Origin of the sequence: Flectobacillus sp., from assembly GCF_049240685.1 — a bacterium.
Classification (GTDB): Bacteria; Bacteroidota; Bacteroidia; order Cytophagales; family Spirosomataceae; genus Flectobacillus.
The window spans coordinates 1-8,633 of record NZ_JBMLSD010000019.1; the positions used below are offsets into that span (position 1 = coordinate 1).

Here is an 8,633-nt window from a genome sequence, read left to right on the forward strand (position 1 = left end):
GCAAATACCTAGAGCTCAGGAGCCAACACCAACAAAACCAACCCTTTAATTTTCAATTATTTATAATTTAATGTATATTCACATCAATTTAAACTTAAAATTTACACTATGAAAAACTACCTACGCTTAGCAAGTTTACTCCTCATTTTTTCAATGAATGCTTGTACCGAAGACACCTCCAACGCCTTACCCACCAATCCGTGCTTTCAAAAAGATGCAATTGCCGAACTACCATGGCTCAAAAATGTGGTTACAGACTTTCAAAAGCCTAAAAGTGGTTCATTGGAGGTAATTCTATATGTGTACAAAAATCAGTACTTTATAGGTTTGCTCAATCCTTCTGTATCATCACCAGCCTCGTATATTTATAACTGTAATGGCGACAGTATTAGCAAACTCAACATAGGCTATAACCAGTTTATGGCAGAGGTTCGTACCATAGAAGTTCTTTTGAAAGGAAATTATTGAGAAAACCTTTTACGTACCCTTAAATCAAACCATACGATTTTAACTTCTCATTTCTTAATGTACCTAAGATTGCTAGAACAATCTAGGTATCTAAGTAGTAAGAAGTTGGTACTTATTAGTAGATGAGTTCTGATTACTGGACAAAAGTAAGTTCTTTAGTTCAAGACTTAGTCTTGGACTAATTTTCTAACAGTTTAAAACTGTTTTAAAAAATCAGTGAAAAAGGCTATATACCTCAATCTCACTTTCTTGTTTTGTCCAGTAATTAGATGATTTTTATTATTGACTCAGTTTTACGTTAGTGGGCAAAATAAAGTTCAAGATTATGCTTTGGGCTTTGGGAAAAATGTATGTCTGTGGTTGTTTAAAATCATTTTAACACTATTTGCCTTGTGCCTGTTGCTTGTTGCCTAAAAATCCAAGTTTGTTCATTTACTTAAAACTCATTTCAAAATTCATTTGGTCATTTTTTGGTAATTTTTCTTACCTGCAAAATGCCTATCTTTGTTTTTTTTAATGAAAACATCATTCTATTCAATGAAAAATTACCTACGCTTAATGGGTCTCTCCCTTCTGGTTACAATGAGTTCTTGTACGGGTGAAGAAACAACGGCCTTGCCTGAAAACACCTGCTTTAAGGAAGATGCGGTCAAAGAATTACCATGGTTGAATGCCTTGCTACCCCAATTGAAGTCTCCAATACAGGTGGTATCCTACTTATACAAGGGTACATACTATATTGGCGTGGTAAGTCCAAGTATAACAACCTACAATGAGTATATATTTAATTGCAGCGGCACAAACCTCAAAACCCTATATAGCAACGCTACGACCACGAATGATTTAGAGGCATACAATTACGAAAACTTTGTCAAAACAGCTCAAGCAATCAGTGTATTGTACGAAAAATAATCCAAGGTCTATGCCTAGTGTTCAATCTTGATATGGATAAATTTGTGGCACTTTACCTTAAAAAACCCATGAAGTTGACATTGCTTTAATTGATTTTGGGCTTGGTTCTGAGCTCATTTTCAAATGCGTTTGGACAAAAGCATGATTGTTCTTTTGCTAAAATTCAAACTTGGAATAGAACTCTCAAGCAAGCACGACTAATGGCAAACAATGCCAGTCCCGACGAACAAATTGATGTAGGTTATTATCATTTGGATTTGAAAATTGGATATACACCCCAACAAATCTCGGGCCAGGTAAGTATTTATTGTAAGAGTAAAACCAATCAATTAAAGCAGATAAAAATAGATCTACAAAAAATCTTAAAGACAGATTCGGTCTTGATAGAAAGGAAAAACAATGTTTTTACCTTATGCCCATGGCCGACAGCCCAAAGTTTATAGCTTAGCGCCAATTCTCACTACCTGTTGACAATACAATTCTCTCAAATTGGATTTATTTACTTTAAATACCATCACAAAGGGAGAATTGCCAATTGGCAGGTTCTGTTCAAGGTCATACTTGTCGGCGATAGCCTTCCAATTTTGGCAAAGGTAACTCGTCATTGAGCGAGTAGATTTATTTTCGATACCCGAAATAAAATAGGCCGAAATCGTGCGATTGTTAGCTATCTGAACGGGAACTTTGACCAAAAAACCAACATCAAAAGAAGCGTTACTTTCGTAGTAATCACTCCAGAGTAGTTGTTCCAAAAGCTGATTATAATATCTAATTCTAAATCGAGTTTTATCTTCATCAAATTCGATAAAAGCCCCTAATTCTTGCTGCAGTGCCCATTTCACAAAGTAATTGGAGTAAAAACCAATAGCAAAAATACAATCTACTTTGTCCCATGCGGCGTCGGCTTCTTTCAAAAAATATTGACCATGCTCTAATTTTACTAAGTCTTGGTCATAATACCTTTTGGGCAAAATATAATTACTTTCATGAAAAAGGTCTATAATTTCAAGCAAGCATTCGGTATCTCTCGAATCCACGGTTTGTTCATCGCTTCTTGGTGATTTTCCTTCAAACAAACCGCTTGGATTTTGTTGGTCTTTGGCATCAAATATGGCTTGAATCATCCAAATTTTACTTTCCTTTTTAATTCCAAAAAAGTCAAGCAGATTCATCGAAAACTGGTCTAAATAGTCCTGCGGTGTTTCATATCCCAAAAACTTCAGGAACATTACCAGATAATCCTCTTGAAAGTTGACTACCTTTTTGGTTTGAACCTCATTCATTTTTCGCCAGAGGTACATATTGTTAAAAGTTGCCGAAAAACTCAATCCTGTATTTTCTTCCAGAACTAATTGGAAATAGGTTTTTTCAAGTTTGGGTTCGGTCATTTTCCAGATATGTGTTTCAGAGCCCCGAAACGTTTTCCCTCTTTTAGTAAGTTCTTGTTGAAGTTTAGTTTTTACTTCTGCGTATAATTTTTCGCAAACGTTTTTCTCTATGTTCATCTATTTCAGACTGTTCCAAATTGTTCCGATTTGTTACAAAAATAGTACAATATATTCAAAACATTCTTACTAAAAATAGAATAAAACAAATAATTAATTAAACAAACGCCTTTCTATTTTTGCATTCATTCTTTGATAAATACCAAAACAGCTATCAGGAATTGGCATTGAGCTTTGGGCAGAAAAGAAGATAGGGTTTAATAATGATTCCGATAAATGTTTTACTACTAAGGATACTTCAATCTCTAAAAAAATAATCGATGAATAATAAACTGATACTTTGGTCAATCACAGTGGGTTTGGGAGGCTTCCTATTCGGACTTGATACGGCTGTCATCTCAGGTGCTGAGCTCGAAATTCAAAAGTTATGGAATCTCGATAGTTGGACACATGGTTTGGCAGTTGCCATTGCCTTGTACGGAACCGTCATAGGAGCCGCTTTTGGAGGTATTCCTGCTGACAAATATGGACGAAAAAACACACTCTTGTGGATTGGTATCTTGTTTTTCTTATCGTCGGTTGGTGCAGCCATTGCTTCAGGAGTAAATATGTTCATGGTCTTCAGGTTTATTGGAGGTTTGAGTATTGGAGCGTCATCTGTGGTAGCGCCTGTATATATTTCCGAAATTTCTCCACCAAAATACCGTGGTCGTATGGTGATTTCATTCCAAGCAAACATTGTTTTTGGTATTCTAATCGCATACGTATCAAACTACCTATTGCAAGGTGGCCCCGATGCATGGCGCTGGATGTTGGGGGTTGTGGCTTTTCCATCCTTACTATTCTCTGTTTTGATGCTATTTACGCCAGAGACTCCAAGATGGCTATTGCTTTACAAAGGTGACGAAGCAAAAGCAAGAGAAGTTTTGGCAATTACAGAAGAAAATGTCACAGGAGCAGTCAACGAAATCATGGTATCGGCCAAACAAGAGGCATCGAGCAGCACAGATAAACTTTTCTCAAAAAAATACTTTTTCCCACTCCTATTGGCATTTTTATTCTCTTTCTTCAATCAGGCTTCGGGCATCAATGCAGTAATATATTACGCACCTCGCATTTTTGAAATGACAGGACTAGGAAAAGAAAGTGCCTTGTTATCGACCTCAGGAATTGGGGTATTCAACCTGATTTTTACTATTATTGGTTGGTATTTGATTGATCGCTACGGTCGTCGTGTGTTGATGTATATTGGTTCGATAGGCTATATTGTTTCATTGGCATTGATTGCAATGGCTTTTTATAATGAATCTTATGCGTATGTTCCGTACTATGTGTTTGCTTTTATTGGCGCACATGCCATCGGTCAAGGTTCTGTGATTTGGGTATTCATTTCCGAAATTTTCCCTAATTCGGTTCGCGCTTCGGGTATGGCGTTTGGTTCATTGACACACTGGGTATTCGCAGCCTTGATTGCCAACTTCTTTCCTTTCTTTGCCGACCAATTGGGTGGTGGCCCTATCTTCGCATTCTTTAGTGCTATGATGGTTTTCCAATTGATTTATGTTTGGAAAATGATGCCCGAAACCAAAGGTGTTTCGCTCGAAGATTTGCAAAAGAGATTGATTCATTAACACAACAAGACGCGACTTCACTATGTCATTAGTTCTAAAAAAAATACAACATATTGGTATCCCTGTCACCAATATTGAAAAATCAGAGGCATTTTATCAAAGTTTAGGTTTTGAAAATGTCATGAGCTCTTCATTCGAGCACCCAGCAGGAAAAGGGAAAGTTGCTATGATGAAAAGTGGTGAAATTGTGATTGAGATATATCAATTTCCAGCAACAGTTTTGCCCGAAATTGCTAGCAGAAAAGACGGTAATATCGACCATATTGCCTTTGATGTGGAAGATATAGACCAGACTTTTGCCACACTCAAAGCAGGTGGATATGAAATTCTGGAAGAAGCACCTGTTTTTTTGCCTTTTTGGAAAAATGGTTGTAAGTATTTCAATATCAAAGGCCCAGATGGTGAACGCTTGGAATTTAATCAGATTTTATAGGTTCCGATAAATTTAAGAATAAAAACAAAAACGATTTAATCATTCAGAAAATGCAACAATATATCTGCTGTTTTGGTGAAGTTTTGTGGGATATGCTTCCAAGTGGCAAACTTCCTGGAGGAGCACCCATGAATGTGGCAACACATTTGCAGAACTTAGGAATTCCTGCCAAAATGATTAGTCGTATCGGTAAGGATGAATTAGGAACAGAAATTAAAGCTTTTCTCGAAAGTAAAAATTGTACTACTGAGTGGATTCAAGAAGACGATACACAATCTACAGGTTGGGTAAAGGTTCAATTATCGGACAAAAATGAGGCAACTTACACCATTGTCCACCCTGTAGCTTGGGATTTCATTCAGACCAATGAATCTGTTCAGCAACTGGTAAATGAGGCTTCTGCCCTAGTATTTGGTACTTTGGCCAGTCGGGATAACACTTCCTATCAAACATTATTGAGTATTCTAAAAAATTTGCCAGAAGAATCAAATGTTTTGAAGGTGTTTGACATCAATCTCCGTCCTCCACATTATTCTCAAGGTATGATTGAAGAGTTTTTTCAATATGCAGATATCGTAAAACTCAATGAAGATGAGCTAAAAATCGTTGCAAAATGGTACGGAATAGAAGGCGATGAAGAAAACCAGTTGCGTGAAATTAGTCAAAAGTTTAAACTCAATACCCTGATTGTAACCAAAGGCGGCGACGGCGCTGTCTTATTAAGATTAGAGAACGATGGTAAAAAACATTTTTACCAACAAGCAGGATACCAAGTAGTTGTAGCGGATACCATAGGTAGTGGTGATTCATTTTTAGCAGGTTTCTTAAAGAATATTCTCGAAGGAAAACCATCTGAATATGCACTAAATTTTGCCTGTGCCATTGGTGCACTAGTAGCATCGCACAGCGGAGCCAACCCTGCTATTACTGAGGCTGATATTGAGGGAGTGATGGGTTAAGGAAGAAAAGAAAAGCCACACTCTATTTACTTAGTTTTTAGCAACTTAAACAAACTATCCCCTAATGCCTAAACCCTAGTGCCTTAAAGGATATTATCTGAGTACAACAAAATACGGAGTTCAACTCCTTTGGGGACTTTAAACAAAGCCGCACAATTTGTCACTAAAGTCCCTATTTTACTTTGTCGCATTAACCATTTATATAAATATGATAAAGGAAAAGGCAGTCAGTTTTGACTGCCCATTTCCCATAAAACAAAAATTTTATAACTATCTATCCCCTTTCAAATATGCCGTAGGAAGCCTTGTTTCCTACGGCTTTTTAATTAATAGCTTTACATTTTCGGATTTTATAAGCCATAAACTCAATTAAAACCTTTCGAGACCTATTACACGAGCTAAAGGTTTAACTTTACTAAAATTGAACTATAAACCCAGCTTTCCTTAATGAAAAAACATATATTCTTATCGCTGTTCCTTCTTTGCGTAACTTACAGTCTGTCATTTTCTCAAAATGGGCTGTTTCATCGCTATACAGATTCAACCTTATTGGTAAGAGATGCTAATGTGGTTAGACTCAAATATCAAATCAGAATTGCTCAAAAATTAGGCAATATTTTGCCAAAAGCTAAAGCTATTTTAAACACAAGTCCCTATTTAGTCTATTGGGATCATGAACTGTCTACCATCAATTTACCCCTTTGGTTGCAGGTAATTGAACCACAAAAAGCCTTTTTTACAGAACTCAATAAGAGTAAAAGTAAAGGAGAAGAAATGTTTGGTCTATTTTTTAATGGCTTTTATATCATTCATGAATTAGGACACGGAACGGATTTTTATTTAACAAAAAAAGCCAATCGAAAGAATTTGGATTTCTACGAAGGCGAATATTTGGCCAATCAGATTGCTATGGCTTACTGGCAGGAAGCAGGCTATGGCAAAGAGTTAGAAAAATGCTATCAGTATGCCTTAAAATTCACTAAACAACTGTCAAACCCAGTTCCGAAAGGCGAAAATCCTCTAATTTTTTTTAATAATAACTATGAAGAGATTTCAAAAGACCCTTTTAAATACGGCTATTTCCAATTTAGGCAATTTGTTGAGATTTATGAAAAAAGAAACATACTTCACCTTGACGATTTACTTCATTAGTTGAGCTTGGTAACTACCTGAAGAAAACTCTTTGTAACCTCACCGAGTGTGAGGTTATTTTTTTGTAATTTTGCCTTCCGAATTTTATCAACAACAAAACCAAACAATCTCTTGAATACATTCTTCAATCGTTATAAATCTGATTTTCAAGCTACAGTCAACCTTGCATTGCCCATAATCACAGCACAAGTAGGTGTAATGCTGATGGGTTTTGCCGATACGGTACAAGTGGGTCGTATGGCACAAGGCTCTGTTCAGGCCTTAGCTGCCGCCGCCGATGCCAATGGTATTTTCATAAATATCGCCATCATTGGATATATATGCTTACAAGTTGTGGCTCCACTAGTTTCCTCAGCGCAATCTGCCGACAAACCTGAAGAATGTCATCAATTATTAAGAGCAAGCATCCTTGTTTCATTTATTATGAGCTGCGTTTGTGCTCTTCTGATTGTTCTTTTTGGACTCAATATAGAACTTCTGAAACAACCAATTGAAATCAAGGCACCTACTCAAGCATATCTATGGATTATTACGGCATCTATATTTCCATCGTTTCTTTTTTCGGCCGTAAAAAGTTTTACAGATGGACTTTCTCACACTAAGGTAGCTATGCATATTACGATTAGTGCGTTGATTATGAACGTAATACTCAATCAGATACTAATAAATGGCTGGGGACAAATCCCTGCCTTTGGCTTGAATGGAGCTGGTTACGCCACCTTGATTTCCAGAACTTATATGGCTATTGCGATTGTCGGATACACCTACAAATCAAGTTTATTTAAACCATATTTGGTAGAAATTTCAGACAAAGTCGATTCAATCAAAACCCTGTCTATCAACATCATGAAATTGGGTATTCCTAGTGGATTTCAGGGATTTAGCGAGGTAGCTGCATTCTATGGGGCTGTTGTCATGATGGGTTGGATAAGTTTACCACATAAGGCTGCCCACCAAGTCGCCATAGGTTTTGTATCTATGACCTTCATGGCAGCTACGGGTATTGGGGCTGCTGGAGGTATCCGAGTAGGCTCAGGAATGGGCGAAAAAAACAGGAAAGCCATTTTGGATGCAGGAACTTCTGCCCTACTCTTGGGTCTTTTCTTTATGGGAACTTGTAGTGTGATTTTTTTACTTTTCAATGATTTTTTGGCAAGTTATGTCAAAGATCAACAAGTGACAGTGCTCGCGGCCGAATTAATCATTTGGGGTGGAATATTTCAGTTATTCGATGGAGTACAAGCGGTTAGTGTAGGTATACTGCGAGGAATAGCCGATGTTAATGTGCCAACGGTCATTACCTTCATTGCATATTGGGTAGTAGGTTTACCGATGTGCTATTTTCTGGGTTTTGTGTTAGAATTAAAACATATCGGTATTTGGATTGGACTTACTTCTAGCTTATTTGTTTCAGCCTCTTTATTAAGTTGGAGGTTTTATGTAAAAGCCAATAAGCTGTGGCATTAAAATATGAGGTATCTTTTAATTTAGCGAATATTGAATGAGTGATTTTTGATTATTAGTTGAGTTTTACTAGAAGAGACGCAATGCTTTGCTTCTAAATTGAGTTATTTAGCCTGATTACTGGACAAAATGAGAAATTGTGATTCAGGTGATTCGACTTTTTACTCAA

The 8,633-nt window shown here is 36.8% G+C and carries 8 protein-coding genes; 7 read left to right on the top strand and 1 reads right to left on the bottom strand.

Going from position 1 to position 8,633, the window contains the following annotated elements; genetic code table 11:
* Window positions 1–108 precede the first annotated feature (108 nt).
* Together ACOVQ4_RS00980 and ACOVQ4_RS00985 are read left to right on the top strand one after the other, a co-directional pair.
* Complete coding sequence (locus tag ACOVQ4_RS00980) at window positions 109–468, top strand: hypothetical protein (RefSeq protein WP_421818808.1); 360 nt, start codon at window positions 109–111, stop codon at window positions 466–468.
* Between the two features lie 537 nt (window positions 469–1,005).
* Entirely contained in the window at window positions 1,006–1,380 is a 375-nt protein-coding gene (locus ACOVQ4_RS00985; protein ID WP_421818809.1) for a hypothetical protein, read from the top strand.
* Between the two features lie 437 nt (window positions 1,381–1,817).
* On the opposite strand, the gene ACOVQ4_RS00990 is transcribed toward ACOVQ4_RS00985, so the two are convergent.
* Entirely contained in the window at window positions 1,818–2,885 is a 1,068-nt protein-coding gene (locus tag ACOVQ4_RS00990) for a hypothetical protein (protein ID WP_421818810.1), read from the bottom strand.
* Between the two features lie 260 nt (window positions 2,886–3,145).
* Here ACOVQ4_RS00990 and ACOVQ4_RS00995 point away from each other — a divergent pair, with 260 nt between their 5' ends.
* The 5 genes from ACOVQ4_RS00995 (at window position 3,146) to ACOVQ4_RS01015 (ending at window position 8,467) form a co-directional block, all read left to right on the top strand.
* Window positions 3,146–4,456, top strand: coding sequence for a sugar porter family MFS transporter (locus ACOVQ4_RS00995; protein WP_421818811.1), 1,311 nt, complete (start codon window positions 3,146–3,148; stop codon window positions 4,454–4,456).
* A 22-nt stretch (window positions 4,457–4,478) separates the two neighbouring features.
* Window positions 4,479–4,889: a VOC family protein gene (locus ACOVQ4_RS01000; protein ID WP_421818812.1), complete on the top strand. Its 411-nt coding sequence runs from the start codon at window positions 4,479–4,481 to the stop codon at window positions 4,887–4,889.
* A 50-nt stretch (window positions 4,890–4,939) separates the two neighbouring features.
* Window positions 4,940–5,848: a carbohydrate kinase family protein gene (locus ACOVQ4_RS01005; RefSeq protein ID WP_421818813.1), complete on the top strand. Its 909-nt coding sequence runs from the start codon at window positions 4,940–4,942 to the stop codon at window positions 5,846–5,848.
* Window positions 5,849–6,295: 447 nt separating this feature from the next.
* The gene (locus ACOVQ4_RS01010) at window positions 6,296–7,000 is read left to right on the top strand and encodes a hypothetical protein (protein WP_421818814.1); all 705 of its coding nucleotides are present in this window, start codon (window positions 6,296–6,298) and stop codon (window positions 6,998–7,000) included.
* 111 nt (window positions 7,001–7,111) lie between these two features.
* Window positions 7,112–8,467, top strand: coding sequence for an MATE family efflux transporter (locus ACOVQ4_RS01015; RefSeq protein WP_421818815.1), 1,356 nt, complete (start codon window positions 7,112–7,114; stop codon window positions 8,465–8,467).
* Window positions 8,468–8,633 lie beyond the last annotated feature (166 nt).

Excerpts from the sequence above, each read along its gene's own strand:
- ACOVQ4_RS00980 (WP_421818808.1), top strand. The coding sequence starts at position 109 with ATGAAAAACTACCTACGCTTAGCAAGTTTACTCCTCATTTTTTCAATG.
- ACOVQ4_RS01000 (WP_421818812.1), top strand. The coding sequence starts at position 4,479 with ATGTCATTAGTTCTAAAAAAAATACAACATATTGGTATCCCTGTCACC.
- ACOVQ4_RS01005 (WP_421818813.1), top strand. The coding sequence starts at position 4,940 with ATGCAACAATATATCTGCTGTTTTGGTGAAGTTTTGTGGGATATGCTT.
- ACOVQ4_RS00995 (WP_421818811.1), top strand. The coding sequence starts at position 3,146 with ATGAATAATAAACTGATACTTTGGTCAATCACAGTGGGTTTGGGAGGC.
- ACOVQ4_RS01010 (WP_421818814.1), top strand. The coding sequence starts at position 6,296 with ATGAAAAAACATATATTCTTATCGCTGTTCCTTCTTTGCGTAACTTAC.
- ACOVQ4_RS00985 (WP_421818809.1), top strand. The coding sequence starts at position 1,006 with ATGAAAAATTACCTACGCTTAATGGGTCTCTCCCTTCTGGTTACAATG.
- ACOVQ4_RS00990 (WP_421818810.1), bottom strand. The coding sequence starts at position 2,885 with ATGAACATAGAGAAAAACGTTTGCGAAAAATTATACGCAGAAGTAAAA.